Origin of the sequence: Pseudomonas fontis, from assembly GCF_028656955.1 — a bacterium.
GTDB classification, from domain to species: Bacteria; Pseudomonadota; Gammaproteobacteria; order Pseudomonadales; family Pseudomonadaceae; genus Aquipseudomonas; species Aquipseudomonas fontis.
Map to the genome: position 1 here is coordinate 24507 of NZ_JAMDGY010000003.1, position 23687 is coordinate 48193.

Annotated in this window: 26 protein-coding genes; 9 read left to right on the plus strand and 17 right to left on the minus strand. The window is 62.4% G+C overall.

What is annotated here, in order from left to right:
* Positions 1 to 13: 13 nt before the first annotated feature.
* From M5G11_RS00455 to M5G11_RS00465, 3 genes are all read right to left on the minus strand, one after another.
* A complete protein-coding gene (locus tag M5G11_RS00455; protein ID WP_273912562.1) occupies positions 14 to 1981 on the minus strand; it encodes an alkyl/aryl-sulfatase in 1968 nt (655 codons plus the stop codon).
* Positions 1982 to 2402: 421 nt separating this feature from the next.
* Positions 2403 to 2585, minus strand: coding sequence for a hypothetical protein (locus tag M5G11_RS00460; protein WP_273912561.1), 183 nt, complete (start codon positions 2583 to 2585; stop codon positions 2403 to 2405).
* Positions 2586 to 2682: 97 nt separating this feature from the next.
* A complete protein-coding gene (locus tag M5G11_RS00465) occupies positions 2683 to 3030 on the minus strand; it encodes a hypothetical protein (protein WP_273912560.1) in 348 nt (115 codons plus the stop codon).
* Between the two features lie 189 nt (positions 3031 to 3219).
* Between M5G11_RS00465 and M5G11_RS00470 the strand changes: the two genes are divergently transcribed.
* The 3 genes from M5G11_RS00470 (at position 3220) to M5G11_RS00480 (ending at position 6102) form a co-directional block, all read left to right on the plus strand.
* Positions 3220 to 4035, plus strand: a complete 816-nt coding sequence (locus tag M5G11_RS00470; protein WP_273912559.1) for a shikimate 5-dehydrogenase — start codon at positions 3220 to 3222, stop codon at positions 4033 to 4035.
* A 506-nt stretch (positions 4036 to 4541) separates the two neighbouring features.
* The gene (locus M5G11_RS00475) at positions 4542 to 5771 is read left to right on the plus strand and encodes a methyl-accepting chemotaxis protein (protein WP_420793875.1); all 1230 of its coding nucleotides are present in this window, start codon (positions 4542 to 4544) and stop codon (positions 5769 to 5771) included.
* 115 nt (positions 5772 to 5886) lie between these two features.
* Positions 5887 to 6102, plus strand: a complete 216-nt coding sequence (locus M5G11_RS00480) for a hypothetical protein (protein WP_273912557.1) — start codon at positions 5887 to 5889, stop codon at positions 6100 to 6102.
* On the opposite strand, the gene M5G11_RS27450 is transcribed toward M5G11_RS00480, so the two are convergent.
* Positions 6059 to 6304, minus strand: coding sequence for a hypothetical protein (locus M5G11_RS27450; protein WP_420793850.1), 246 nt, complete (start codon positions 6302 to 6304; stop codon positions 6059 to 6061). The two genes, M5G11_RS00480 and M5G11_RS27450, sit on opposite strands and share 44 nt — an antisense overlap.
* 339 nt (positions 6305 to 6643) lie before the next feature.
* Here M5G11_RS27450 and M5G11_RS00485 point away from each other — a divergent pair, with 339 nt between their 5' ends.
* On the plus strand, positions 6644 to 7090 hold the full coding sequence (locus M5G11_RS00485; RefSeq protein ID WP_273912566.1) for a hypothetical protein: 447 nt from the start codon (positions 6644 to 6646) through the stop codon (positions 7088 to 7090).
* Positions 7051 to 7317 (plus strand): hypothetical protein, encoded by a 267-nt coding sequence (locus M5G11_RS00490; RefSeq protein WP_273912556.1) that lies wholly within the window; start codon positions 7051 to 7053, stop codon positions 7315 to 7317. Before M5G11_RS00485 ends, M5G11_RS00490 begins: the two co-directional genes overlap by 40 nt.
* Here M5G11_RS00490 and M5G11_RS00495 read toward each other — a convergent pair.
* The 7 genes from M5G11_RS00495 to M5G11_RS00525 form a co-directional block, all read right to left on the minus strand.
* The gene (locus M5G11_RS00495; RefSeq protein ID WP_273912555.1) at positions 7289 to 7654 is read right to left on the minus strand and encodes a Na+/H+ antiporter subunit G; all 366 of its coding nucleotides are present in this window, start codon (positions 7652 to 7654) and stop codon (positions 7289 to 7291) included. The genes M5G11_RS00490 and M5G11_RS00495 overlap by 29 nt on opposite strands.
* Complete coding sequence (locus tag M5G11_RS00500) at positions 7651 to 7929, minus strand: K+/H+ antiporter subunit F (protein WP_273912554.1); 279 nt, start codon at positions 7927 to 7929, stop codon at positions 7651 to 7653. The genes M5G11_RS00495 and M5G11_RS00500 overlap by 4 nt, the downstream gene beginning before the upstream one ends.
* Positions 7926 to 8414: a Na+/H+ antiporter subunit E gene (locus tag M5G11_RS00505; RefSeq protein WP_273912553.1), complete on the minus strand. Its 489-nt coding sequence runs from the start codon at positions 8412 to 8414 to the stop codon at positions 7926 to 7928. Before M5G11_RS00505 ends, M5G11_RS00500 begins: the two co-directional genes overlap by 4 nt.
* Positions 8411 to 10096 carry a monovalent cation/H+ antiporter subunit D gene (locus M5G11_RS00510; RefSeq protein ID WP_273912552.1) on the minus strand — a complete coding sequence of 562 codons (1686 nt, stop codon included), beginning with the start codon at positions 10094 to 10096 and terminating at the stop codon, positions 8411 to 8413. The genes M5G11_RS00505 and M5G11_RS00510 overlap by 4 nt, the downstream gene beginning before the upstream one ends.
* Complete coding sequence (locus M5G11_RS00515) at positions 10093 to 10437, minus strand: Na+/H+ antiporter subunit C (protein WP_273912551.1); 345 nt, start codon at positions 10435 to 10437, stop codon at positions 10093 to 10095. Before M5G11_RS00515 ends, M5G11_RS00510 begins: the two co-directional genes overlap by 4 nt.
* Positions 10437 to 13352, minus strand: coding sequence for a monovalent cation/H+ antiporter subunit A (locus tag M5G11_RS00520; protein WP_273912550.1), 2916 nt, complete (start codon positions 13350 to 13352; stop codon positions 10437 to 10439). Before M5G11_RS00520 ends, M5G11_RS00515 begins: the two co-directional genes overlap by 1 nt.
* 152 nt (positions 13353 to 13504) lie before the next feature.
* On the minus strand, positions 13505 to 14449 hold the full coding sequence (locus M5G11_RS00525) for a DMT family transporter (protein WP_273912549.1): 945 nt from the start codon (positions 14447 to 14449) through the stop codon (positions 13505 to 13507).
* An 82-nt stretch (positions 14450 to 14531) separates the two neighbouring features.
* Here M5G11_RS00525 and M5G11_RS00530 point away from each other — a divergent pair, with 82 nt between their 5' ends.
* Entirely contained in the window at positions 14532 to 15095 is a 564-nt protein-coding gene (locus M5G11_RS00530) for a helix-turn-helix domain-containing protein (protein WP_273912548.1), read from the plus strand.
* A 230-nt stretch (positions 15096 to 15325) separates the two neighbouring features.
* Here the strand turns inward: M5G11_RS00530 and M5G11_RS00535 are convergent, their stop codons facing one another.
* Positions 15326 to 15874, minus strand: a complete 549-nt coding sequence (locus M5G11_RS00535) for a cysteine hydrolase family protein (RefSeq protein ID WP_273912547.1) — start codon at positions 15872 to 15874, stop codon at positions 15326 to 15328.
* A gap of 109 nt (positions 15875 to 15983) precedes the next feature.
* Between M5G11_RS00535 and M5G11_RS00540 the strand changes: the two genes are divergently transcribed.
* On the plus strand, positions 15984 to 16976 hold the full coding sequence (locus M5G11_RS00540) for a GlxA family transcriptional regulator (protein WP_273912546.1): 993 nt from the start codon (positions 15984 to 15986) through the stop codon (positions 16974 to 16976).
* A gap of 9 nt (positions 16977 to 16985) precedes the next feature.
* Here the strand turns inward: M5G11_RS00540 and soxR are convergent, their stop codons facing one another.
* On the minus strand, positions 16986 to 17453 hold the full coding sequence (gene soxR, locus M5G11_RS00545) for a redox-sensitive transcriptional activator SoxR (protein WP_273912545.1): 468 nt from the start codon (positions 17451 to 17453) through the stop codon (positions 16986 to 16988).
* Between the two features lie 87 nt (positions 17454 to 17540).
* Here soxR and M5G11_RS00550 point away from each other — a divergent pair, with 87 nt between their 5' ends.
* Positions 17541 to 17903, plus strand: coding sequence for an antibiotic biosynthesis monooxygenase (locus M5G11_RS00550; protein WP_273912544.1), 363 nt, complete (start codon positions 17541 to 17543; stop codon positions 17901 to 17903).
* On the opposite strand, the gene M5G11_RS00555 is transcribed toward M5G11_RS00550, so the two are convergent.
* Together M5G11_RS00555 and M5G11_RS00560 are read right to left on the minus strand one after the other, a co-directional pair.
* Complete coding sequence (locus tag M5G11_RS00555; protein WP_273912543.1) at positions 17904 to 18674, minus strand: alpha/beta hydrolase family protein; 771 nt, start codon at positions 18672 to 18674, stop codon at positions 17904 to 17906.
* Entirely contained in the window at positions 18661 to 19764 is a 1104-nt protein-coding gene (locus tag M5G11_RS00560) for a DUF3182 family protein (RefSeq protein ID WP_273912542.1), read from the minus strand. The genes M5G11_RS00555 and M5G11_RS00560 overlap by 14 nt, the downstream gene beginning before the upstream one ends.
* A 185-nt stretch (positions 19765 to 19949) precedes the next feature.
* Here M5G11_RS00560 and M5G11_RS00565 point away from each other — a divergent pair, with 185 nt between their 5' ends.
* A complete protein-coding gene (locus M5G11_RS00565; protein WP_273912541.1) occupies positions 19950 to 21758 on the plus strand; it encodes an aminopeptidase P family protein in 1809 nt (602 codons plus the stop codon).
* A gap of 64 nt (positions 21759 to 21822) precedes the next feature.
* Here the strand turns inward: M5G11_RS00565 and M5G11_RS00570 are convergent, their stop codons facing one another.
* Together M5G11_RS00570 and rhtA are read right to left on the minus strand one after the other, a co-directional pair.
* Positions 21823 to 22104 (minus strand): hypothetical protein, encoded by a 282-nt coding sequence (locus M5G11_RS00570; protein WP_273912540.1) that lies wholly within the window; start codon positions 22102 to 22104, stop codon positions 21823 to 21825.
* Between the two features lie 181 nt (positions 22105 to 22285).
* Positions 22286 to 23173: a threonine/homoserine exporter RhtA gene (gene rhtA / locus M5G11_RS00575; RefSeq protein ID WP_273912539.1), complete on the minus strand. Its 888-nt coding sequence runs from the start codon at positions 23171 to 23173 to the stop codon at positions 22286 to 22288.
* Positions 23174 to 23687 lie beyond the last annotated feature (514 nt).

The following is a 23687-nucleotide window of genomic DNA, read 5'->3' on the forward strand; positions in this document are numbered from 1 at the left end:
TATGGCGCAGGGACTATGGCTCGGCGATGGTGAACCAGAAGTCGAACTTCTCGTACAAGGTCAGCATTTCCTTGAACTTGTCCTTGTTGCCTTCGATTTTCACGTCGCCGCTTTCGGTCAGGTTGCCCAACTTCAGTTTGCCCAGGGCAATATCGTCCAGGGTGGTGCGGTTCAGCGTCACGGTGCCATCGGCCTTGTCGTCATGCTTGTTCAGCGCGTAGTTCATCACGCCGTTTTTCACCGTCAGCAGGTATTTCTCCTTGGTGTCGGGGAACTCCAGGTTGTAGGTGTATTGCTTGTCGCCAACTTTCGGGCCGTTCAGGTGAATGGCCAGGAAGTCGAGGAACATCGGCGTGGTCATGCCACGGATGATGTCCGGCGAGGAGGTGTTGGGCGTGGCCACTTTCTTCACGCCTTCGCGCAGCTCTTGCGCACCAGACAGGTAGAAGTTGCGTGCTGGCCCCGACTCTGCCTGGTAGCCCATCTGCTCAAGGGCATCGGCTTCCAGCTTGCGGGCCTGCTCGTTGTCCGGGTTGGCGAAGACCACCTTGTTGCTGAGGGTGGCCGACCAGCGATAGTCGCCCTTGTCGTAGGCGTCCTTGGCGGACGTGAGCATCTTGTCAGCGCCAACCATCTCGACGTACTTCTTGGCCTCATCCACTGGAGGCAGCGGGTTGAGGGTCGCCGGGTTGCCGTCCCAGAAGCCCAGGTACAGTTGATAGGTGGCGCGCACGTTGTGCTTGAGGTCGCCATAGTAGCCACGGTTGTAGAACTCCTTGGCCAGGCTGTCGGGCAGGGTGAACTGCTCGGCGATCTCATGCATGGTCAGGCCCTGGTTGGCCATGCGCAGGGTCTGGTCGTTGATGTACTTGTACAGGTCACGCTGTTTTTCCAGGTGTTGCACGACGTTTGCCTGGCCCCATTGTGGCCAGTGGTGGCTGCCCATCGAGGCTTGTGCCTTGTCGCCCCACATGGCGATGGTTTCCGAGAGGGTGTCGGCCCACTTCTTCGCGCTGCGCACCTTGGCCCCACGCATGGTGAGGATGTTGTGCAGGGTATGGTTGCCGTCTTCGGCAAGGTCCAGCACCTTGAACTGCGGGAAGTAGAACAGCATCTCGGCGGGTGCCTCGGTGCCCGGCGCCATCTGGAACTCGATGTCGATGCCATCGACGGTGAGTTTCTCACCGGTCTTGCTGATCAGCTTGCTCGGTTCGAACAGGGTGATGGTGCCCGCTGCGGTGGTCAGGCCCAGGCCACCACCGACGTTGCCTTGCGGGTTTTTCGGCAACAGGTTGCCGTACATGTAGGAGGCGCGGCGGCTCATCACCGTGCCGGCGAACACGTTCTCGCTCACGGCCTCTTCCATGAAGCCTTCCGGTGCGATGACCGGGATCTTGCCGGAGCGCACATCCTTCTCGTCGACAATTGCGCGCAAGCCGGCGAAGTGGTCGACATGCGAGTGGGTGAAGATCACCGCTGCAATCGGCAGCTTCTCGACCTTGTCGTTGACCAGGTCCAGCGCGGCCTTGGCGGTTTCGGCCGAGGTCAGCGGGTCAATCACGATCCAGCCGGTCTTGCCGCGAACGAAGGTGACGTTGGCCAGGTCGATGTTGCGCACCTGGTAGATACCGTCGACCACTTTGAACAGCCCGCGAATCGCCAATATTTGCGATTGTCGCCACAGGCTCGGGTTGACGGTGGGCGGTGTAGGGCCTTCCTGCTTGAGGAAGTCGTATTGCGAGAGGTCGATCACGGTATTGCCGGCTTCACCCTTGATCACTGGGCTGGGCAGGTCGGCAATGAAGCCTTTTTTGGCGTCTTCGAAGTCTTGCTTGTTTGCGAAGGGTAGGTAGTCGGCAATCGCCTGGTTGGCCTTCTTGGTCGCCTCGGTGGCGTCGTTGGGAGCGGCGAAAACAGTGCAGCTGAAGAGCAGCGTGGTAATGGCGAGGGCGGAGCATTGCTTGTGCACGTGAGTGAGCATGCGAGTTCTCCAGTAAGGAAACTCCCTGGCAATACACGGCTCCAAGGTCGGTGGGTGTCAAAAGGCTCAAACGAGACTAGAACAGGATGCTCGAATACGCACAAATCAAAAGGGAATTACTTGCAAATTCAGGGTGGGAATCTTCGAAAAACCGGCAATTTGATGTGAGATTGCGCACAGAAATCGTGTGCGAAACGGGGCGTTTACAACAATTTATTTCTGGCGTTTGATGGCTGGCACAATGATTTCACCTCTAATAACTACCTGACCTCTCGGGCTTTTTTATTGGCTGGAAGTTGTGGTGAGGTGGAAATTAATCATATTGACCGCGGGCTGCGACCCGCACCCAAAAAAAAACCCGCCATAAAGGCGGGTCAAGGGGAGGTGTGCGGAGCAACGCACGATGAAACGAATATGTTGATCAGGCGCACAGGGCTCCGTGCTCGATGCGCCGGGCCAGCGCCTGGGCGGCTGACAGCGACGTCAGCGGTGCGCTAACCGCTTCACCGTCGCGAACCAGGTACCAGCAGGCCAGCAAGCCCATTTCGCGAAGAGCACTGGGGACGGCGCTGCCGATGACGGACATGATGTGGATAGTGGCCATTGGGATTCTCCCGGTGAGTCATGGCGCTACCTTACGTCGCTGCCCGTCATGTTTGAAATTAACGCTCTCGATAGTGCTCATTGACGCGATCAACTGATCACCAGCGTGGCGGTGGGCCGTAATACCCCCGTGGCGGGCCGTAGTAATGGCGGTAGTACGGTGGTGGCACGGGCGCATAACGCACCGGGTAGGGCTGGTAGTAGACCGGTGGCGGCGGAGCCTGCACGTACACCGGTGGTGGGCCGTAATAGACCGGCGGCGGGCTCTGCACGTAGACCGGGGGTGGGCTGTAGGCATTGGAAACGGCAGCACCCACCACGGCACCTACGACAGCGGCCCCGATGACCGGGCCGGGCCCATACCAACCGCCGCCGTGGGCAGAGGCTTGCCCGCAGACGGCCAGGGCACCGAGCAGCAGGGCAATGCTGGGGATGTTACGGTTCATGGAAACTCCTTACGTGTGCAACCCGACGCTGGTGTTTGCAATAAACCCGAGAGTTGGCGCGGGGATACCACTATGACCGTGCAAAACGGCGCAGTGACACGGGGGCTAGGTAAAGGTTGTGTAAGCCCCGATCAGCGGTCGTGGTTACGCTGGGTCATACTGCAACCGTGCCATCTTCAGGAGTAATTCATGACCCCCAGCAAAGACACCGTCCTGTGCATGTCCCTGGCCGGACGCCCCGGCACCTTCGGGGTGCGCTTTCACAATCACCTGTATCAGCAACTGGGGCTGGACTATTACTACAAGGCCATGACCACGGCCGACCTGCCGGCCGCTATAGCCGGTATCCGCGCGCTGGGCATTCGCGGTTGCGCGGTCTCCATGCCGTTCAAGGAGGCCTGCATGGCCCTGGTGGATGAGCTGGACCCGTCGGCGGCGGCCATCGAGTCGGTGAATACGCTGGTCAATACCGCTGGCCGCTTGAAGGCCTACAACACCGATTACCTGGCGGTGCGCCAGTTGCTTGTCGAGCACGCGCTGGACCTGGCACAGACCTTTGCCGTGCGCGGTAGCGGCGGAATGGCCAAGGCGGTCGCCAGTGCGTTTCGGGATGCCGGGTTTGCCAACGGCACGATCGTTGCGCGCAACGAGAAAGCCGGGCGCCAGTTGGCCGGGCAGTGTGGCTATGGCTGGCAGGCCGAACTGGGCAGCCTGCGCCCGGCCCTGTTGGTCAACGTCACGCCCATCGGCATGACAGGCGGCCCCGAAGCCGATCAGCTGGCGTTTGCCGCCGAGGCCATTGCCGCTGCGCAGACGGTGTTTGATGTGGTGGCAATGCCCGCGCGTACGCCGCTTATCCAGCAGGCCGAGGCCATGGGCAAGCCGGTGATCACCGGGCTTGAGGTGATTGCGCTGCAGGCACTGGAGCAATTCGTGTTGTACACCGGCGTGCGCCCGACAGCTGAGCAGGTGGCTGCGGCCGTCGCTTATGCCCGGGCGACATGAGGCCCGTGAACGTACCTCGTTGAGCCACATCAATACCTCCCTGCATACACCCAAGGAAGCATGGCTAATGGCGTTATAGTGGCGTTTAATGGCGTCACAAAACCGACATTGTTGGAGCCCTAGAAATGATGCGAGAAGGATCTCTGTCTGGCCCGCTGACCGCCAGCGGTCGCCCACAACGGTTCGAGGTGGGCGGGCGCTCGGGCGCAGCCTTGCAAAGCCTGGTGCTGGTGGTGCTGATGGCGGCCATGGCGTTTGCCGAGGTATCGATCTACCTGTGCCTGCCACTGGCCTTGCTGACCTTGTGGTTGCCGCACCTGCGCGCCAAGCCACAGCCCCAGCAACCCACGGGTGACCCCTTGGCGGAGCTGACCCGCGACCTGGCCCAGACCACCAGCCACAATGCCTTGTCCGCTGCCGGGGTGGCCTTTGCGGTGCGCCAGCTGGCCGAAAAACTGCAATCGCAACTGGGCTCTGCCGAGCAGATCGTCAGCAGCGCCGAGGTGATGATCGGCACCGAGAAAGCCATCTCCAGCCTCAGCCAACAGGCCCTGGTCGCGGCCCGCGAAGCCCATCAGAGCAGCGCGACGGGGCGCACGGTCCTGGCCGAGTCGATCCAGCGCATGCACCAACTGAGCGCCCGCGCCAGTGCCAGTCGCGAGCTGATCGAGGCGCTGCATCAGCGCAGTGAAGACATCGCCCGAGTCACGTTGGTGATCCAGACCATCGCCAGCCAGACCAACCTGCTGGCGCTCAATGCCGCCATCGAAGCCGCGCGCGCCGGCGATCACGGCCGTGGTTTTGCGGTGGTCGCCGATGAAGTGCGCGGGTTGGCCGGGCGCACGGCCACGGCCACCGAGGAAGTCGGGGTGATGGTCGCCGACATCCAGCAGCGCACTGCGCAAGTGGTCGAGCAGATCCGTGAGCTGTCCGATGACTTGCACAGCGGTGTCGACCAGGTGGAACACACCGGCGAGCAACTGGACAGCATTGCCGGGCTGGCGGCGGGAGTCGAGCAGCAGATTGGCGAGATCGCCGAGGGCACCGAGATCACCCGGGTCCAGCTTGACAGCCTGTTCCAGGCCGTGGCGCAAATGCGCGGCGATCTGGAGATCAGCGACCAGCAAACCCAGCGCCTGGCCCAGGCAGCGGTGCAAATGGAAGGGCAGGCAGAAAGCATTAGCGAGCGCCTGGCCGAAGTCGGCCTGGACGATTACCACCAGCGTGTCTACGACTTGGCCAAGCGTGGCGCCCAGCAGATTGCCGAGCAGTTCGAGCGTGACATCGAGCAGGGTCGCATCAATCAGGACGACCTGTTCGACCGCCAGTACCAGGCGTTGCCGGGCACTCGGCCGGCGCGTTTCCGCACCCGTTTCGACCAGTACACCGATCAGGTGCTGCCGTCTATTCAGGAGCCCCTGTTGCAAGAGCATGAAGGGCTGATCTTTGCCATCGCCTGTACCCAGCAGGGCTATGTGCCCACCCACAACAAGGCCTTCAATCAGCCGCTGACCGGTGACGAAGTGGCAGACACCGCGCACAACCGCAGCAAGCGCAAGTTTGATGATCGCACCGGCATCCGCTGTGGCAGCCATCAGCAGCCGGTGCTGTTGCAGACCTACACCCGCGACACCGGCGAGCTGATGCATGACCTGTCAGTGCCGATTCAGGTCAAGGGCCGCCATTGGGGTGGCTTGCGCCTGGGCTACAAACCGGAGCGCATCGCCAGCGCATAGGCGCCTTTGTTACCGCCAATGCAAAACAGCTATGCCGGGAATAGCTTTTTCTGCTCCCGGGCGAGCCGTATCATGCACATATCGTTAGGCTGCTAATGAAATTCCGGGAGGAGTCATGCAGAGCAAAGTCGATGTGGCGGTGATGATTGGCAGTGGCGTGCCACTGTCGCTTCGTGTCGTAGGCAAGCGAGTGTGCTGGGTGCTGCTGGTCAACGGCGAGCGGCGCGGCACGGCCTTCGCCAGCCGTGATGAAGCGCTGGAGTGCCGTGCCGCGTGGCTCGCCCACCTCAATGGCACGCAACCTGAGCAGGTGTCCCGGCAGGCAGTCTGAGGCCAATTTCCAGGGCGCGGGCGAGGGCACAGGCTTCATTGTGCGTGCGGCGAAAGCCGCGCACACGGCCACTGGGGTGTTCGATAATATGGAAGAATCCCCTGCCGGCGGGGATCACCAGATAACGCGGAAGTTGAATTTGGCCACTTTCTAGAGGAAATTCGGCCCTGGCTACTCGACGGGTTTCTGTGTTTTCGTGCATATTCGTACCCTTGTGCAGTGAGAGTGCTTACCCCAAAGCCCTACTGTCGCGGGCTTTCTTTCAGCTATCGCATTTTTTCGGCGGTTTTGCTGTCAGAAAAGGCGTTCCCAATAGAGGAATTCCGCTGAAAAGTTGCCGTAGGGCGTTAGCTGGCAAGGAACTCTGTATTTTCCTTCAGGCTCAGCTACCACTCGGCTCACGCTTTTCCTGCATTAATCCACTAGTCTTTCAGACTTATAAATTTGAATAGCCGACGTCTTCGCGCAGCCCAGCTGTTCGCGTGGCGATGGTGTGATACCGGTATCTGAGGAATTTTCATTGGCAGTCAGCAATCTGGATATGCACGCCCTTTTCGTGCTGGGCGATCTTCGGGCCAAATTGGTCAAACAGTTCCAATCGCGCTTTGTCTACATCGCCGAGCAAAGCCCGGAAGGCGTCTACTTCGCTGAAATCGACACCGAAGAGGCCCTGGTGGTCGATGACAAGCAACGTCTTGAACTGAAAGTTGGCGATCACTTCCGTGCCGCCGTGCTGCCCAGCCGAGAGGGTGGCAAGCTGGAAATCCGTTTTCGCGAGATCAAGCTGACCGTATATGGCCTGGGCGACTATGCCTTCGTTACCACGGCAGAGGGCGAGGGCATCGTGTTCCGCGAGGGCCAGGGCGTGGTCACGGTATTTGCGGCGCACCAGCAATTGCAGGAAGGCCTGAGCAAGACCCTCAAGGCGGTTACCGCGAAGGCCGCCAAATGGCGCAAGGGCGAGCTGACCTTCAAGGCCAGCGAGTGAGCAGCGACCGCGCCGGCTTCCATGCACAGCATCAAGCCCGTGCCGAGGCCCAGGCCCGCGAGTGGCTGGCGCAACGTACGTCGATGCAGGGCGCCTGGTTCAACTGGGTGGCGGCGCAGCTGTATCAGCTGAGCCCCGCCGAATATGCGGCCATGGTCCGTCGTGAGTTGGAGCGCCTGGCCGCAGTGCCTGCCTCGATCAATGGCCGCGATCGCGACCACTGCTGATTTCCGCGGGTACGTCATCCCCGGACATGCGCTTGCGAAACAGTGCCGCGCGGGCCAGCAGCAGGGTGGTCACCGGCACGGTGATCGCCAGCAGGATTGGAATCAGCCAGGCGTGGATCACCGGGGCCTGCTTGAGCCCTGAGAAGTACAGGATCGACGCCAGGGCCACGCACCAGGTGCCGATGGTCGAGGCCAGAGCCGGCGGGTGCATGCGCTGGAAGAAGTCCTTCAAGCGCAGCAGGCCGAGGGCGCCAGTCAGTGCAAACAGGCTGCTGAGCAGCAACAGGACGGCCGTGACCACTTCGAGCCACATCGGCAGTTGGTTGACTTCGTTCATTCGATGACCTCACCGCGCAGCAGGAACTTGGCCAGGGCAAACGAGCCGACAAAGCCGAACAGCGCGATCAGCAGCGCCCCCTCGAAATAGGTGTCGCTGGCGTAGCGAATGCCCAGCACCAGCATCATCAGCATGGCCAGGATGTACAGGTAGTCCAGGGCCAGCACCCGGTCTTGCGCCGATGGGCCACGGAACAGGCGAACCAGGGTCAGGGCCATGGCCACGGCGAAGATCAGCAGGCTGGCTAAAATGGCATTGGCGAGCAGGCCACTCATTCGAAAATCTCCATCAGCGGGCGTTCGTAGGTGTCCTTGAAGTGCTGGATGAATGGCGCGTCATCGTCCAGCTCGAACACGTGCAGCAGCAACGCGCTGCGGTCCAGGGCCAGCTCCGACCAGATGGTGCCCGGCACCACCGTGGTGATCATCGACAGGGCCGCGAGGCCATGCGCGTCACGCAGCTCCAGCGGGATGGTGACGAAGCGCGAGCGCGGCGGGTGACGATGCGCACGCCATACCCCTCGGGCAACCTGCAGGTTGGAAATCACCACATCGATGCCGACGCGTGCAATCAGGCGCAGGATCGTGCCAGGGCGGCGGATGCGTACCGGCAGCGGGCGCAGCGGGGCCATCAGGATCGGCGCCAGGAAGCCAAGCAGGGCACCGAGCAACAGGTTGCCGGGGCTGATCGACAGGTTCAGCACCAGCCACAACAGCCACAGCGACAGGGACAGCAGCGGGGCGGGGAACAATCGCTTCATGGCTGCACCTGCCCGGTAATGTTGAGGCTGGTCGGGCCGGGGATCGGCCGAGTGCTGATCACGGCGCTCACGTAGTGCTCCGGGTTCTTCAGGGCGGCGGCTGTGTCGTTGGTGTAGCGCAGCAGCGGCTCGGCCTGGATGCTGAGCAGGATGCACAGCCCCAGCAATACCACGATCGGGATGCACTCATTGCGGCGCAGCAGTGGCGAGGGGCGCTCCTGCGGTGTCCAGAAGCGCTGGATGCCAACGCGGGTCATGGCAATCAGCGAGGCCAGGCCGGACAGGATCAGCAGTGCCAACAAGGTCCAGCCTGCCAGCGACAGTGGCTGCTCAGGGGTAACGCCCAGGCCTTGCGGGTTGAACAGTGCGCTGATCAGGCTCAGCTTGCCGATAAAGCCCGACAGCGGCGGCATGCCGATGATCAGCAGGGCGCAGGCAATGAAGCTCAGGCCGAGGAAGGCCATGGTCCAGGGAATCACCTGGCCGATTACCGCCTTCTGTTCGTCATCGAGGTTGATGCCCTTGGGCGGTTGCAGCGACTCCAGTGGCGAAGGCAGTGCATCGCCATCGTCATCCAGCGGGATCTCATTGGCCGAGCGCGAGCGCTCGATCAGTTCAGCCAGCAGGAACAGCGCGCACAAGGCCAGGGTCGAGCTGACCAGATAGAACAGCGCCCCGGCGGTCAGTGCCGTCTGGCCGAAGCCGATGGCCGACAGCAGGATCCCGGCAGACACCAGGATGCTCAGGCTGGCCATGCGCTCCAGGCGCTGCGCGGCGAGCATCGACACCGCCGCCACCGCCAGCGTTGCCAGGCCGCCATACACCAGCCAGTCACCGCCGAAGAATGCCGACGCCCCCGCCTGCCCGGAGAACAGCAGGCTCCACAGGCGTAACACGGTGTAGAAGCCGACCTTGGTCATGATCGCGAACAGCGCCGCAACTGGCGCACTGGCGGCGGAATAAGCCGGCACCAGCCAGAAATTCAGCGGCCAGATCCCGGCCTTGGCCAGGAAGGCGATGGCCAGGATCGCTGCGCCGGCGTGGAGCAAGCCACGATCAGCTTCCGGTACCAGCGGGATTTTCAGCGCCAGGTCAGCCATGTTCAAGGTGCCGGTCACGCCATAGAGCATGGCTGCGCCTACCAGGAACAGCGACGACGCCACCAGGTTGATGGCGATGTAGTGCAGGCCGGCTTTCACCCGCGCCCGGCCCGAGCCGTGCAGGACCATGCCGTAGGAGGCGGCCAGCATGACTTCGAAGAACACGAACAGGTTGAACAGGTCTGCGGTCAGGAAGGCGCCATACAGGCCCATCAGCTGGATCTGGAACAGCGCATGGAAGCTGGCGCCGGCTCGGTCCCAACGGGCCAGGGCAAACAGCAGGGCGCTGACGCCGACCACGCCGGTCAGCACCAGCATCAGCGCTGACAGCCGGTCGACCACCAGCACGATGCCGAACGGCGCCGGCCAGTTACCGGGCAGGTAGACCCCAATCGCACTGGCCTGGCCCTGATCCTGGACCCACACCAGCAAGGCCACGGCGATGCCCAGCCCGAGCAGGCTCGACAGCAGGTTGATCCTGGCCTTGAGCGGACGATGCTTCTCGCCCAGCAACATCATGATCGAGGCCGTGAGCAGTGGCAGCAGGATCGGCGCGATGATCAGTTGGTTCATCACGCTCATTCGCTGGTCTCCCGGCCATCAACATGGTCGGTGCCGGTCAGGCCGCGCGAGGCCAGCATGACTACGAGGAACAGCGCGGTCATGGCGAAGCTGATGACGATCGCCGTCAGCACTAGCGCCTGGGGCAGCGGGTCGGTGTAGTTGAGCAGGTCTTGTGGCACGCCCTCCTTGATGATCGGCTCCTTGCCGATGAACAGGCTGCCCATGCTGAAGATGAACAGGTTGACCCCGTAGGACAGCAGGCACAGGCCCATGATCACCTGGTAGGTCCGTGGCCGCAGTACCAGCCAGACCCCCGAGGCGGCGAGTACGCCGATGGCAATTGCAATCACTTCTTCCATCACGCGGCTCCTGTGCGGGTGGGTCTGGCCTGGCCGCTTGGGCGATGGCTACGCACTGACTGGTGAGCCAGGGCGGTCAATATCAGCAAGGTCGAGCCGACGACGACGGTGAACACGCCGATGTCGAAGAACAACGCGCTGGCCACGTGCACATCGCCGAGCAGCGGCAGGTGCAGGTGGGCGGTATGGGTGGTCAGGAACGGGTAGCCGAACAGCAGCGCGCCGGCGCCGGTCAGGGTCGCGCAGAGCAGGCCGGTGCCCATCCAGCGCAGTGGCCGCAGGCTCATCTGGGCCTCGACCCACTGGGTGCCGGCAACCATGTACTGCAGGATGAACGCGACCGACATCACCAGGCCTGCGACAAAGCCGCCGCCCGGCTGGTTGTGACCGCGCATGAACAGGTACATCGACACCACCAGGGCGATCGGCAGCAGCAGGCGCACCAGCGCGGCGGGCACCATCATGAAGCCCAGGGCCGTGTCGGCAGCGTTGCGCGGGTTGACCAGGTCGGTGACCAGGTCCGGTGCCAGCAGGCGTTGCTGGGCCGGCAGCTGGATGCTTTCTTTCGGTGGGCGGAAGCGTCGCAGCAGTGCGAACACGGTGAGCGCCACGGCCGCCAGTACGGTGATTTCACCCAGGGTGTCGAAGCCGCGGAAGTCCACCAGCATGACGTTGACCACATTGCTGCCGCCGCCTTCCGGCATGGCGCGGCTGAGGTAGAACGTCGAGATGTCGTTGGGGGTCTGGCGCGTCAGCATCGCGTAGGACAGCACGGCCATGCCACCGCCGACCAGTACCGCCAGCACCAGGTCGCGCAAGCGTCGCAGGCGGGCGTTCTCCTGGCTGCCGGGCAGCGGGGAGACGCCTTCGATACGCCGCGGCAGCCAGCGCAGGCCGAGCAGGATCAGCACGGTGGTGACCACTTCCACGACCAACTGGGTCAAGGCCAGGTCTGGTGCGGAGAACCACACGAAGGTGATACAGGTCATCAGGCCGCAGACGCTGACCATGGTCAGGGCCGCAAGCCGGTGGTACTTGGCTTGCCAGGCCGCGCCCAGGGCGCAGGCAATGGCGATCAGCCAGAGCATCACGAAGACCCCGGAGCCCGGGATTTTCGGCCGCTCGCCCCAGCTCACGCCGCTGTGCAGCAAGGGCAGCAGGCCGGCCAGGAAGGCCGCCAGCACCAGCATGAACAGTTGCTTCTGCAAGCGTCGGGTGGTCAGGGTGCGTTCGAGGCGACGGCCCATGCGCATCAGCAGCACCTGGCCGTGTTCGAACAGGCGCTTGCCATTGAAGCGCTCGATAATCGGCGGGTAGCTGAAGCGGCCGAGCTTGAGCTGCTTGCGCAGTGCAAGGTAGAGCAGGATGCCGCCGGTCATGGCGATCAGGCTCATGATCAGCGGGGCGTTCCAGCCGTGCCAGATGGCCAGGCTGTACTCGGGCAGGGTGCCGCCGACCACGGGCAGTGCCGCCGCCGCCAGCAGCGGGCCGACCGATTGCGCTGGGAAAATACCGACCACCAGGCAGGTCAGCACCAGCAGCTCGACCGGCGCACGCATCCAGCGCGGCGGCTCATGCGGGGTATGCGGCAGGTCGGTGGCTGGCGGGCCGAAGAACACATCGACGGTGAAGCGCAGCGCATAGGCCACGCTGAAGGTGCCGGCGAGGGTGGCGATCACCGGCAGCGCCGTTTCGACCCAGGCCGTGGAGCTGATGAACACGGTTTCGGCGAAGAACATTTCCTTGGACAGGAAGCCGTTCATCAATGGCACGCCGGCCATCGCGGCACTGGCCACCATCGCCAGGGTGGCGGTGAACGGGATCAGCCGGAACAGGCCGCTGAGTTTGCGAATGTCACGGGTGCCGCTTTCGTGGTCGATGATCCCCGCAGCCATGAACAGCGAGGCCTTGAAGGTGGCGTGGTTGAGGATGTGGAACACCGCCGCCACCGCCGCCAGCGGGCTGTTCAAGCCCAGCAGCAAGGTGATCAGGCCCAGGTGGCTGATGGTTGAATAAGCCAGCAGGCCCTTGAGGTCGTTCTGGAACATTGCCGCATAGGCACCCAGCAACAGGGTGCAGGCACCTGCGCCGCCGACAATCCAGAACCATTCTTCGCTACCGGCCAAAGACGGCCAGAGCCGGGCCAGCAGGAACACCCCGGCCTTGACCATGGTCGCCGAGTGCAGGTACGCCGAGACGGGGGTGGGGGCGGCCATGGCATGGGGCAGCCAGAAGTGGAACGGGAACTGTGCGCTCTTGGTCAGCGCGCCGAGCAGGATCAATGGCAGCAGTACCGGGTACAGGGCATGACTGCGGATCAGATCACCCGCCGCCAGGACCTTGTCCAGGTCATAGCTGCCCACGACATGGCCGAGCAGCAGTACCCCCGCCAGCAGGCACAAGCCACCGGCACCGGTGACCATCAATGCCATGTAGGCGCCGCGCCGGGCATCGGCGCGGTGGTGCCAGTAGCCGATCAGCAGGAACGAGAACAGGCTGGTCAGTTCCCAGAAGAACACGATCTGTATGAGGTTGCCGGAGATCACCAGGCCCAGCATGGCGCCCATGAAGGCCAGGAAGAATGCGAAGAAGCGCGGCACCGGGTCTTGCGGGGACATGTAGTAGCGGGCGTACAGCGATACCAGCGTACCGATGCCCAGCACCAGCAGCGAGAACAGCCAGGCGAACCCGTCCATGCGCAGGACAAAGTTCAGGCCCAGGCTCGGCAGCCAGAGGATCTCTTCGCGGATCACGCCGCCATCGGCGATCTGCGGGTACAACAAAGCCACCTGAACCGTTCCGACCAGGGCGACGAGGCCCGCCAATAGCGATTCGGTGTTACGTGCGTTGTGCGGCAGGACCGCCGCCAGACAGCTGCCAACAAATGGCAGAAGCAGTAGAACTATCAATGACATAGATTTCTAATCTGCAGAGGTTTGTAAGGGATCATACGTGGCGCCCCGACGATCACCAACCCGCAAGCTGTGCCAGAATCCTACAAGGGCGCTCCAATAAAGCATTTTTTTATAACAGTTTCTTACAGTAGACCCAGCATCGCGCGGGTCAATCAGCCCGCCTCGCGTTCTTCCCGTGCGGGTTCGGCGCCAGTCTCCTGGGCTTCTCGGCGTTTGATCCTCAATTCGCTGACAATCACCGCCACGACGATCAAGACGCCTCCGAGCAAGGCCACGCCCGGAAGGCGCTCCCCGGCGATCCGCCCGACGATTCCAGCCCAGACCGGCTCACCGGCATAGATCAGCGTAGCCCGCGTTGGCGAAACCGATTTCTGTGCCCAGTTCATGGCCACCTGAATCACAGCGCTCATGGCGCCCAGGCCCAGGGCGCTGAGGGCCAGCAGCCAGGAAAACTCCGGCAGGCGCTCCTGGGTCGGGACCACCATCAGGAACGCCAATGCCGAGGCCGTGGCCAGTTGCACCACGGTCACCCGGCGTACATCGACCTTGCCGGCGTAGCGGCTGATCAGGATGATTTCGGCAGCAATCGCCACGGCGCTCACCAGCGTGGCGACCTCGCCGGGGCTGAAGTGGATGGCGCCACCGCTGGGCCCGGCCAGCAGCATCAGGCCGGCGAAGGCCAGGCCGATGCCCAGGCTTGGCATCAACCCCGGCCGGCGCCCCAGTACCAGCCATTGCAGCAGCGGTACGAACGGAACGTACAGGGCGGTGATGAAGGCTGACTGGCTGCTGCTGATGGTTTGCAGGCCGACCGTCTGCAGGCCATAGCCGAGCATGATCGATACGCCGATCACCACGCCGGCCTTGAGCTCAAGCAGGGTCAGGCCCGGCAGCGAGCGTGCGCAGACCAGGGCGACAAACAACGCGGCTGCGGCAAAGCGCAGGCCGACGAAGAACATCGGGCCGCTGACGGTCATGACGTTGTGCACCAGCAGGAAGGTTCCGCCCCAGAGCATGGTGATAAACACCAGCACCAGTTCGGCCTTGCTCAGGCGAAAGGACAGGGAGGGGCGTTCGCTCGAATTCGTTGGGGTCATGGCCTTGCACGCAGGGAGAGGTCGACGCACAATGCGCCAAAGTGGGCAGTATACTGCGCACCCCCTACCAGTGAGCAATATAGTGCACAAAGATTCCAGCCAACGTGCTTCGGTGCTGCAACATGTCAGCCAGAATATTCGCCGTCTGCGCCATGCGGCGCAGTTGAGCCAGACTGCTTTGGCAGAGAAGTCGGGGGTCAGCCGGCGGATGCTGGTGGCCATCGAGGCGGGGGAAAAGAATGTCAGCCTGACCACGTTGGACCTGATTGCCGAGGCGCTCGATGTGGCGTTCAGCGACTTGATCCAGGCCCCCGACAACCGCGACCCGAGCCGTATCAACGAGCTGGCCTGGACGGGGGTGCATCCGGGGAGCAGGGCGGTGTTGCTGGCCAGCTCCCAGGCAACCCGGGAAGTGGAGCTGTGGGAGTGGCGCCTGGAGCCTGGCGAGGTGTACTCGGCGGACGCCGATGCCGCTGGCTGGAGCGAGCAGATCTACGTGTTCGAGGGCAGCATGACGTTGCTGATCGAGGACCGGGAATATCGCCTGGCCGCGGGCGATTTCCATAGTTTTGCCAGTGACCGGGCGCATGCCTATCGCAATGAGGGTGAAGTGGTGGTGCGCTTTGTGCGCAATGTGGTGATCTGAAAGCATCGCGGGGCGAGTCGGGTCGCCGTAACGCCGCTCCCACAAGGTGATGGTGTGCTTCCTGTGGGAGCTACTGTCTTGCACAACTTTGTAGCCGCTGCCGAGAGGCCGCGCTGGAGCCCGCCAGGGCTCCCAAAGGCGGCGCCTGCTGTGCAGGCGAGCGCAGCCTGACGGCAGCGGCTACGTGGGAGCGGCGTTGCGGCGACCCGGCTCGTCCCGCGATGGGGCCTTCAAGCTGCCAGCCATTCTTCTGCAGACACCACCGATGCATAAGCAAACGCCAGCGCCGCCATAAACGCCGCATGCACCTGTGCAGCCGGCACCGTGACGCCATTGAACTCCAGGTCGCGGGTGGCGCAGGCGTCGTGCACGACCCTGACGGCATAGCCAAAGTCCGCGGCCGCGCGGGTGGCGGCATCCACGCACATATGGCTCATGCTGCCGACCACGGTCAGTTCGGTAATCCCGTGCTCATCCAGCAGCGCCTTGAGCTCAGTATCGAGGAAGGAATTGACCTTGTGCTTGAGCACGACCGGCTCACCGCGCAGGTTGGCCGCCTTGGGGTGAATCTGCGCGCCTTCTGACCCGGGCACAAAAAATGGTGCATCCAGCGATTCGAATTCATGCCGGATATGCACCACCAGCTCACCTTTCTCACGCGTTGCGGCAATGACCCTGGCCGCTTTGTCCGCCGCCGCATCGGCGCCGCTGAGGGGCCACTTGCCGCCGGGGAAGTAGTCGTTCTGGATGTCGATGACGATCAGTGCATGCGTGCTCATGGCGCTTTCCTTTCAACAGGGGGAGTAGTTGTGGCGTGGTGATAGTTATAGGCTTGTAGGCCGCGCTTGAAGATTGGCGCGACCGACAAAATGGCGGGAAAAACTGACAATGGACGCACGCGGTGAAATCGTCGAAATCGGCATCCTGGTCTACCCCGGTGCGCAAATGGCCGCGGTGTACGGGCTGACCGACCTGTTTGCCGTGGCCAATCGCATGGCGCAGGACCTGGGCGCGAAGGAGGCGCCGGTATTGCGAGTGTGTCACTGGAGCGAGCAAGACGGTCACGCGTTGGCGGTCACCTACGACAGCCTCACGCGGGAGGGCTACCAGCCACGGGTGATGATCATCCCGCCGAGCCTTACCCAGGCACCAACCCCCGAGCTGATGGCGCGTTTTCGAGATGATTTGCGCCAGTGGCACGCCGAGGGCGCGTTGCTCGCTTCGGTCTGCGTGGGGGTGTTCTTCATCGCCGCCTGCGGGCTGCTCGATGGCCGCTCGGCCACCACCCACTGGAACTTTGCCCAATCACTCGCCGAGCAATACCCGCGCGTCAAGGTAGAGGCCAACCTGCCGGTGTTGGTCGACGGCGACATCATGACCTCCGCCGGGCTGATGGCCTGGACCGACGTGGGCCTGAAGCTGGTCGAGCGCTTCCAGGGGGCGACCCTGGCAGCCGAAACCGCGCGCTTTCTGGCGGTCGATCATGTAGCGGTGCAAGCGCGCCCCGGCAGCCTCTTTGCGCCTCGGCTGGACCACGGCGATGAGGCGGTGCTGAAGGTGCAGCACTGGCTGCAGAGCACTGGCGCGCGGGATGTCAGCATTGGCGCCATGGCCGATTGCGCGGGGCTGGAGGAGCGGACCTTCCTGCGCCGTTTTCGCAGTGCCACCGGGCTCAAGCCCACCGAGTACTGCCAGCAGGTGCGCGTGGGGCGTGCCTGCCGAATGCTTGAATTCACCCGGCGCAGCATCGAGCAGATCGCCTGGGGCGTGGGTTATCAAGATCCTGGCGCGTTTCGCAAGGTGTTCGCCAAGGTAACCGGCCTGGCGCCCAGTGACTACCGCAGGCGTTTTGCCGTTGGCGAAGCCGCTGCCCAAGGGTAGGGCATTGCCTCAGGGCTCGTTTCCGGGCTCAAGCAATTGTGCGCCGGGCCCCTGTTCGGCGAGCTGATCATGGTGGTTGCGCAGCGGGCAACTCTGCATGGACAGGCAACCGCAGCCAATGCAGCCATCCAGTTGATCGCGCAGCATCAGCATTTTCTCGATGCGTCGATCCAGGTCTTCGCGCCATTGCTCTGACAGCCGTTGCCAATCAGCGGCACTCGGTGCCCGGTCGGTCGGCAGGCTTTGCAGTGCAGCGTGAATGGTCGCCAGCGGGATGCCCAGCCGTTGGGCAATCTTGATCACGGCCACGCGGCGCAACACTTCACGCGGATAGCGGCGCTGATTGCCGGTGTTGCGGGTGCTGTGGATCAGCCCCTTGCTCTCATAAAAGTGCAGCGCCGTCACGGCTACCCCGCTGCGCGCGGCCAGTTGCCCGACGCTAAGCACCTTGTCTGCACGCAGTGTGCGCTGCTCCATGGGAAAAACCTCTTGACCTCTACTTAACTAGAGGTTTTACCCTGCCTGCCATTGCACCGCAAGTGCTCGGACAACGGGAGACTCTTCATGTCGGCGGCAAAAAACAGCCTGTGCTTCAACCAGCTTATTGAATTCCAAGTGCCGGCCTCGCTACAGCGGGCATTGGCAAACGCCCTGGCCAGTCGCAGTGAACGCATGGCGTTCGAGCACAGTGGCCTGGTCGGCGCGAGTATCCAGGCCAGCGACGATGGCAGCCGGGTACTCCAGTATCTGCAATGGCAGTCGCGCGCAGCCTGGGAGGCGGCAAGCAGCAACTTCGACCAGGAGCCCTTCCTCGAGTTGTTGCACACCTACCAGGCCAAGGGCGTGAACTTCGCGGCATTCCAGACCCTCAGCAGCCTGTCGCGCAGTGCCGAGCAAGGCCTGCACTGCCAGGTGAAGGTGCTGTAGTTAGGAGTACCAGGGGGAATGGTGGGGGTAGCGGTCCAGCCGCGCACCAATCACCATCTCGCTGACCCAGCTGCTGAGGATGCTGCTGTAGGCCTTCTGGCTGCGATCAGTAGACAGCCCATGGTCTGCTCCATCGACAATCCGATGGGTCAGGGAGTGTGCGCTGATGAAGGCCGAGCGGTAACTCATCAGGGTGCTGTGCGGGACATAGTCGTCCTGTTCGGACTCCACCAGCAGTACATCACCGGTGAATTGCGCGCAGGCGCCCAAGGCGCGGTTGTCGCCCGGGCCCAGGGCCATCAGCCGATACTGGGACAAGCGCTGGCGGTCCAGTGCCTGCTTGGGCGACGTCCATTCGTCGTCCCAATACAGCGCAGGAACGCGCAGGGCGAGCCATTTCACCGCGCGCAGCCGGGTGAGCAGGGTGGCCAGGTAGCCGCCATAGCTGCTGCCAATCACCGCAATCGAGCGGGTGTCTACCGCCGGATGGCTAACCAGGCAGTCATAGGCCGCCAGTAGATCAGCAAGGTTCTGCTCGCGGGTAACACTGCGGCGCTGGCTCTCGGTTTTTTCATGACCGCGCAGGTCGAAGGTCATGCACACGCAACCCAACCCGGTGATGTGTTTGGCCCGCGCTAGGTCGCGCTGCTGGCTACCGCCCCAGCCGTGCACGAAGAGAATGCCGGGGACTTTCGGGTTGGGGCTGAGCAAGGTGGCGGCGATGCTTTCGCCGTCCACCGTGATGTCGAGGGTTTCGCTATGGATGGTCATAGTCGCGGACCCTGGCGTACTTGGTGAGGCGTCCGATTTCACTGTCATCCCCCTGATAGAAAAGTGTCGCATCGGCCGGCAGTACCGGGTCGCCGAATACTTCGTGGGTCGAGGCGCGGATACGCTGCAGGGCCGGGTCATCGGCGAATGCCTGCAAGGCGAGGACTTCTGCGCTGCTGGCGCCGCCGATCCGCCAGGATTGTTCCAGTACACCGCTACGCACCTTGCCATCGGCTGTCTGGCCACGGGCTACGTCATAGTTGCGACGTGAGGCGACAAAGCCGGGGAAGGCGGCGAAGGCGGCGGCTTCATAGGTGCAGGCCTGGGTGATGGCCAGACGCTGGGCTTGCTCCAATTCAAGCTGAAGGAGGGCGTCGTAACCACCGCGCACCAGCACCAGGCTGGAGCCGCCGTAAACCGACACCCCAGCGTGGTCCTGGGTGAGGCTTTGGGTGCCGTAGTAGCTGCAGGTGATCCCGGCAACCTGCACCTGGCCAACGCTGAAGGTTTCCACGGCATCGAGGTTTTCTTCCAGTACCAGCCCCCAGAGGGCTATTTCGGCCTCGTCGACTTCGCCGAGAGCGCTTTGCAGCTCGCTGGCCGAATGGATTTCCAGTTGCCCACGCCCCGCCGTGGCGCGCACCGGCTTGAGGCGCAATGGGCCGTCACGAAGCAGCAGTGCAGCAGCAGCCACGGCATCATCAAGGCTGAACACGGTGTAGCCGCGCAATAGCGCATCACTGGCCAGGCGCGCAAAATCATCCGTCCAGCCCTGGGGGCAGCGCGCCTTGGCGGGCAGCGGGTGAGAAATCGCCTTGGTGGCCATGTAGGGCTGCGCGACCAGGCCGCCAAAGAAGTCTGCCGGCGAACGAATCCCGAGGGCCTGATATTTTGCCGGGTCGATCAGCGTGTCGGTTGGCAGATAGTAGTGATTGTCCCGCGGCGCCGATGGCGTTGGCAGCACGGGGATGTGCAGCAGTTGCGCGAGGCGCTGGGCCAGCTTCTGGTGCACCAGGCGTTCGTGCTCTGGGGTGTGCTCGCGCGTGTCCAGCAGGACAACGCCGTGCTTGCGGTCGGTTGAACGCGGCATGAGGCAGTCTCCAGGGCGGGGTTCATACCTGATCTGAAGGGCAGGTTGCCTGGAAGTTCAGCGAACACGGCGCGGCATCGGCCAAATGGTTACAACCTGCCGGGGTGTCGGCAGTTGCCCATGGCTGATACCTGCTCCATTATCAGCGATCAAGAATAATGGCAGCCGTGGTAGCAGGAGTGAGGATGAACAGTCAGCCAACAACGCAGGATGCGGTGAGTGTGCGTCTGGTACAGATGCGCGAAGTGATGAAGCGGGAGGGTGTCGATGCGCTGTTGGTGCCGTCGGCCGACCCGCACCTGTCGGAATACCTCCCGGGCTACTGGCAGGGGCGCCAATGGCTTTCAGGTTTCCAGGGCTCGGTAGGCACCTTGGTGCTGACCGCTGATTTTGCCGGGCTCTGGGCCGACAGCCGTTATTGGGAGCAGGCAGAAAAAGAGCTGGCGGGTAGCGGCATCGAATTGGTCAAACTGCTGCCAGGGCAGCCGGGTCCGCTTGATTGGCTGGCTGAGCAGACTCCCGCCGGTGGTGCGGTTGCCGTGGATGGTGCGGTCATGGCAGTTGCCTCTGCACGTCAGTTGGGGGCAAAACTTGCGGCGCGCGATGTGCGCCTGGTCACCGACAAGGACCTGCTCGCACAGATCTGGCACGACCGCCCGGCCTTGCCGCTGAACCCGGTCTACGAGCACCTGCCGCCCCAGGCAACCGTCAGTCGCGCCGACAAACTCGCCGCTGTGCGCCAGGCCATGCAGGAGAAGGGCGCCGACTGGCACTTCCTGGCCACGCTGGATGACATTGCATGGCTGTTGAACCTGCGTGGCAGTGACGTTTCCTATAACCCGGTGTTCGTCGCCTTTGCCCTGATTGGCCGGGCCTCGGCAACTCTCTTCGTTGCGCCAAGTAAAGTGGACGCATCCCTGCGCGGCGTGTTGGCGGCTGATGGCATCGAGCTGCGCGACTATGTCGAGGTGGGCGGCGCATTGGCAGCCATCGAACCTGGCGCTCGTGTGCTGGTCGATCCGGCACGGGTGACCAGTGGCTTGCTGGATAACCTGGCGGGCGAGGTGCAGTTGGTTGAAGCCATCAACCCGAGCACCTTTGCCAAGTCGCGCAAGAGTGAGGCGGACCTTGCCCACATCCGCCGTGCCATGGAGCAGGATGGCGCAGCGTTGTGCGAATTCTTCACCTGGTTCGAGTCGGCAGTGGGCCAGGAAACCATCACCGAAGTCGACATCGACCTGCACCTGAGTGCTGCGCGTGCCCGGCGCCCGGACTTTGTATCACTCAGTTTTGCGACCATCGCGGCATTCAATGGCAACGGCGCGATGCCGCACTATCGCGCGACCGATGAATCCCATGCGGTAATCGAGGGTGATGGCCTGCTGTTGATCGACTCTGGCGGGCAGTACCTGGGCGGGACTACGGACGTCACCAGGATGGTGCCGATCGGTTCACCCACCCTGGAGCAGAAGCAGGATTGCACCAGGGTGCTCAAGGGTGTCATCGCCTTGTCACGGGCGCGCTTCCCGCGTGGGATTCTCTCGCCTCTGCTCGATGCGATTGCCCGCGCGCCGCTGTGGGCTGAACATGTGGATTACGGTCATGGCACAGGTCATGGCGTCGGTTACTTCATGAACGTACATGAAGGGCCGCAAGTGATTGCCTACCAGGCAGCCGCCGCACCGCAAACGGCGATGCAGGCGGGGATGATCACGTCGATCGAGCCTGGCACCTATCGCCCTGGGCAGTGGGGTGTACGCATCGAGAACCTGGTATTCAACCGTGAGTCAGGCAAAAGCGCCTTTGGCGATTTCCTGGAGTTCGAGACCTTGACGCTGTGCCCGATCGATACGCGCTGCCTGCTGCCGGCACTGTTGAGTGTTGATGAGCGCGAATGGCTCAATACCTACCACGCAACCGTACGGGCGCGCCTGTCGCCGCTGCTGAGCGGTGCTGCGCTGGCTTGGCTGGATACCCGCACGGCGGCGATCTAGCGGGAAGGTCAGGCAACAGTAATAAAGAAGGGCAACCCCAGGGTTGCCCTTCTTTATTACGTAATTACTTGCAGATGATGATCATGCTGCGGCTGGTGTAACCCGCTGGGTTAAGGCCGAAGGGGTAATCCCCGGGTTCGTCGTCATCTTCGCCGGATTTGGCGATGACCTTGTAGCCTTTGCTGCCGCAGGAGCTGGCAGCCTTGGTGTAGCACTGGTTCCAAGAAGAGGACAGGCCCGAGCAGTTGATGTGCAGGCCTTTCTTGCCGCGTTTGACCTCGGTCTTGGCAGTCGCCGCACAACCGGCAATGGCCAGAATGGCTAGGATGAGCAAAATTCGTTTCATTCCTGTCCTTAATACGTGTCCGGGTCTGTTGCCCGGTTTTCAGTTGCGTTGCGCCTTCCTGGTGCCTGGTGCGTCCTTGTCGTATTTAAAAACTTCAAGATTGACTTAGGGTTACAGCTTAAAGCAGCTGCACGAAGCGGCACAATCGCTGAACAGGTATTAAATGAAAATATTTCTCATCTTAGTCAGCGGCCACCAGTGGCGGACGTTCGCGGCGCATGGATAACGTAGCACCGATTGAGGCAGTAATGATGGCGGCAATGGCCATCCACTGCGCGAACGTCAGCACTTCATTGAGAAATAGCAGGCCGGACAGGGCGCCGAAGGCCGGTTCGATGCTCATCAGGGTGCCGAAGGTGCGCGTAGGCATGCGGGTCAGCGCCACCATCTCCAGGCTGTAGGGCAGGGCGGTGGAGAGAATCGCAACGCCCAGGGCAACCGGGATCAACGAAGCGGTGAGCAATGCACTGCCTGCATGGGCAATGCCGATTGGCGTTACCAGCAGCGCGGCGATCATGACGCCCAGCGCGGCGGTCTGGATGCCGTTTTCGGCGCCGGCCTTTTGCCCATATAGAATGTACAGCGCCCAGCACACGCCAGCGCCCAGGGCATAGCCGGCACCTTCCAGGTCGATGCCGCTGCCGGTCTGGCCGATGGGGATCAACAGGAGCAAGCCGATGACGGCCAAGCCGATCCAGAAGAAGTCGATTGGCCGGCGCGACGCGTAGAGGGCGACTGCCAGCGGGCCGGTGAATTCCAGCGCTACGGCCACGCCCAGTGGAACGGTGCGCAGGGACATATAAAAGAGCAGGTTCATGCCGCCCAGTGCCAGGCCATAGATGACCACGGTCTTCAGGGTGCTGGCAGTGAGGCGCGCGCGCCAGGGGCGCAGGATCACCAGCATGATGATGCTGGCGAAGATCAGTCGCAGGGTTGTGGTGCCCTGCGCGCCGACGACTGGGAACATGCTTTTGGCCAGGGAGGCGCCAGACTGGATCGAGGCCATTGCAATGAGCAGCAGGCCGATCGGGAACAGGGTCGCGGCCAGGCTGCGGGGTTGGACGTTCATTGTTGTTTTACGTTCCTTATATAGAAGAAGGCATTCATGGCAGGGCTATGATGCTCAAGTGCGCGAAAGTGAGCAATATAGTGCGCAATTTTCTTTTTATGATGGTTTTGCTAATTAACCCTTGACGCTCGATTTAATCTCTCTATAATTCGCCCCACTTCCGGCGTAGTCGGAACAGAAAACTCCTTGAAACTCAATGAGTTAGATGTTCCAGGTAGTGCCGGGATGCTTCGATCGAAAGATCGACAGCGGTGAAAAAGGCAGTTGACAGCAACGATAAGTTCTGTAGAATTCGCCTCCCGCTGACGAGAGATCGTAGCGAGTTAAGCGCTTGAAGTTAAACAGGAAATTCTGAAAGACTTCAAAATAAACGCTTGACAGGCTCTGGGGAAAGCGTAGAATGCGCGCCTCGGTTGAGACGAAAGATTCTTAACCAACCGCTCTTTAACAACTGAATCAAGCAATTCGTGTGGGTGCTTGTGAGCTCAGACTGATAGTCAAAAAGATTATCAGC

Coding starts and splice junctions, on each gene's coding strand:
- M5G11_RS00455 (WP_273912562.1), bottom strand. CDS start 1,981: ATGCTCACTCACGTGCACAAGCAATGCTCCGCCCTCGCCATTACCACG.
- M5G11_RS00460 (WP_273912561.1), bottom strand. CDS start 2,585: ATGGCCACTATCCACATCATGTCCGTCATCGGCAGCGCCGTCCCCAGT.
- M5G11_RS00465 (WP_273912560.1), bottom strand. CDS start 3,030: ATGAACCGTAACATCCCCAGCATTGCCCTGCTGCTCGGTGCCCTGGCC.
- M5G11_RS00470 (WP_273912559.1), top strand. CDS start 3,220: ATGACCCCCAGCAAAGACACCGTCCTGTGCATGTCCCTGGCCGGACGC.
- M5G11_RS00475 (WP_420793875.1), top strand. CDS start 4,542: ATGATCGGCACCGAGAAAGCCATCTCCAGCCTCAGCCAACAGGCCCTG.
- M5G11_RS00480 (WP_273912557.1), top strand. CDS start 5,887: ATGCAGAGCAAAGTCGATGTGGCGGTGATGATTGGCAGTGGCGTGCCA.
- M5G11_RS27450 (WP_420793850.1), bottom strand. CDS start 6,304: ATGCACGAAAACACAGAAACCCGTCGAGTAGCCAGGGCCGAATTTCCT.
- M5G11_RS00485 (WP_273912566.1), top strand. CDS start 6,644: ATGCACGCCCTTTTCGTGCTGGGCGATCTTCGGGCCAAATTGGTCAAA.
- M5G11_RS00490 (WP_273912556.1), top strand. CDS start 7,051: ATGGCGCAAGGGCGAGCTGACCTTCAAGGCCAGCGAGTGAGCAGCGAC.
- M5G11_RS00495 (WP_273912555.1), bottom strand. CDS start 7,654: ATGAACGAAGTCAACCAACTGCCGATGTGGCTCGAAGTGGTCACGGCC.
- M5G11_RS00500 (WP_273912554.1), bottom strand. CDS start 7,929: ATGAGTGGCCTGCTCGCCAATGCCATTTTAGCCAGCCTGCTGATCTTC.
- M5G11_RS00505 (WP_273912553.1), bottom strand. CDS start 8,414: ATGAAGCGATTGTTCCCCGCCCCGCTGCTGTCCCTGTCGCTGTGGCTG.
- M5G11_RS00510 (WP_273912552.1), bottom strand. CDS start 10,096: ATGAGCGTGATGAACCAACTGATCATCGCGCCGATCCTGCTGCCACTG.
- M5G11_RS00515 (WP_273912551.1), bottom strand. CDS start 10,437: ATGGAAGAAGTGATTGCAATTGCCATCGGCGTACTCGCCGCCTCGGGG.
- M5G11_RS00520 (WP_273912550.1), bottom strand. CDS start 13,352: ATGTCATTGATAGTTCTACTGCTTCTGCCATTTGTTGGCAGCTGTCTG.
- M5G11_RS00525 (WP_273912549.1), bottom strand. CDS start 14,449: ATGACCCCAACGAATTCGAGCGAACGCCCCTCCCTGTCCTTTCGCCTG.
- M5G11_RS00535 (WP_273912547.1), bottom strand. CDS start 15,874: ATGAGCACGCATGCACTGATCGTCATCGACATCCAGAACGACTACTTC.
- M5G11_RS00540 (WP_273912546.1), top strand. CDS start 15,984: ATGGACGCACGCGGTGAAATCGTCGAAATCGGCATCCTGGTCTACCCC.
- soxR (WP_273912545.1), bottom strand. CDS start 17,453: ATGGAGCAGCGCACACTGCGTGCAGACAAGGTGCTTAGCGTCGGGCAA.
- M5G11_RS00550 (WP_273912544.1), top strand. CDS start 17,541: ATGTCGGCGGCAAAAAACAGCCTGTGCTTCAACCAGCTTATTGAATTC.
- M5G11_RS00555 (WP_273912543.1), bottom strand. CDS start 18,674: ATGACCATCCATAGCGAAACCCTCGACATCACGGTGGACGGCGAAAGC.
- M5G11_RS00560 (WP_273912542.1), bottom strand. CDS start 19,764: ATGCCGCGTTCAACCGACCGCAAGCACGGCGTTGTCCTGCTGGACACG.
- M5G11_RS00565 (WP_273912541.1), top strand. CDS start 19,950: ATGAACAGTCAGCCAACAACGCAGGATGCGGTGAGTGTGCGTCTGGTA.
- M5G11_RS00570 (WP_273912540.1), bottom strand. CDS start 22,104: ATGAAACGAATTTTGCTCATCCTAGCCATTCTGGCCATTGCCGGTTGT.
- rhtA (WP_273912539.1), bottom strand. CDS start 23,173: ATGAACGTCCAACCCCGCAGCCTGGCCGCGACCCTGTTCCCGATCGGC.